Here is a 770-nt window from a genome sequence, read left to right as displayed (position 1 = left end):
CCACCGGGCCATCCACTGCTCGTAGACGGGCAGCACGCGGTTGACCGGGGTCTGCTGGAGCATGAACTCACTGACCATCACCCCCCACGCGCCGGCCTCCGGGCGCCGCCACGGAAGGTCCCGGGCGTGCTCGTCGAACCAGTCGATGACGGGGGAGTGCAGCGGCTCACCGGGAGCACGCTCGGACGGGGAATCGGCGGCGGTGCCGTGCGGGGGCTTCGTGGGAGCAGTCATGACCCGTCGATCCTGCCACGCCGGGCCGCGTGGACGGCCGAGCGCCACGGGGGAGGGCCCCCGGCGGAGCAGTTCCCGCTCGCTGCTCGGGCGACGGGCGCAGGTCAACGGGTGGGCCGGTCCGCCCGGTTGGCCCGGTCGCAGGGGTCGGAACGGTCGGAGTGTGACAAAAGACAAGGGTGTGCGGCCGGTTACCGGGATGATGATCCGGAAAAGTTGTGCGCGGGGCGGCGGGTGGGACAAGCGAACGCCCGGATCTCTCGTACAGTTTGGGCCGTGGGATCTCTGCGCAATCCGGTCGGGCCGCTTCCCTCCTCCATCTACTGGCGTCGGAGGGCCGTACTGCTGTCCGTGCTCGCCCTGTTGGCGTTGTTGATCACCTGGGTCGTGGTCTCCACGGGCGGATTCTTGCCGTTCGCGCCGTTGTTCGCGCCCTTGCCGCCGCCGCCCGTGGAGACCACGACCCAGGTGATCAACAACGCCAACAGGGCGAGCACGGACAGCAGTACGGCCCTCCGACGCCAGTAGATGGAGGA

Annotated in this window: 2 pseudogenes; both read right to left on the bottom strand. The window is 69.7% G+C overall.

Features of this window, described 5'->3' with window-relative positions:
* A pseudogene (locus CCN29_RS31185) lies at positions 1–234 on the bottom strand (A/G-specific adenine glycosylase); the annotation flags it as partial.
* Between the two features lie 320 nt (positions 235–554).
* Positions 555–770, bottom strand: a pseudogene (locus tag CCN29_RS35135) (hypothetical protein); the annotation flags it as partial.

Source organism: Streptomyces pseudogriseolus (assembly GCA_002154585.1).
GTDB classification, from domain to species: Bacteria; Actinomycetota; Actinomycetes; order Streptomycetales; family Streptomycetaceae; genus Streptomyces; species Streptomyces pseudogriseolus.
The sequence above is the reverse complement of the archived record's forward strand: the minus strand, read 5'-3'. Positions and strand labels throughout refer to the sequence as shown.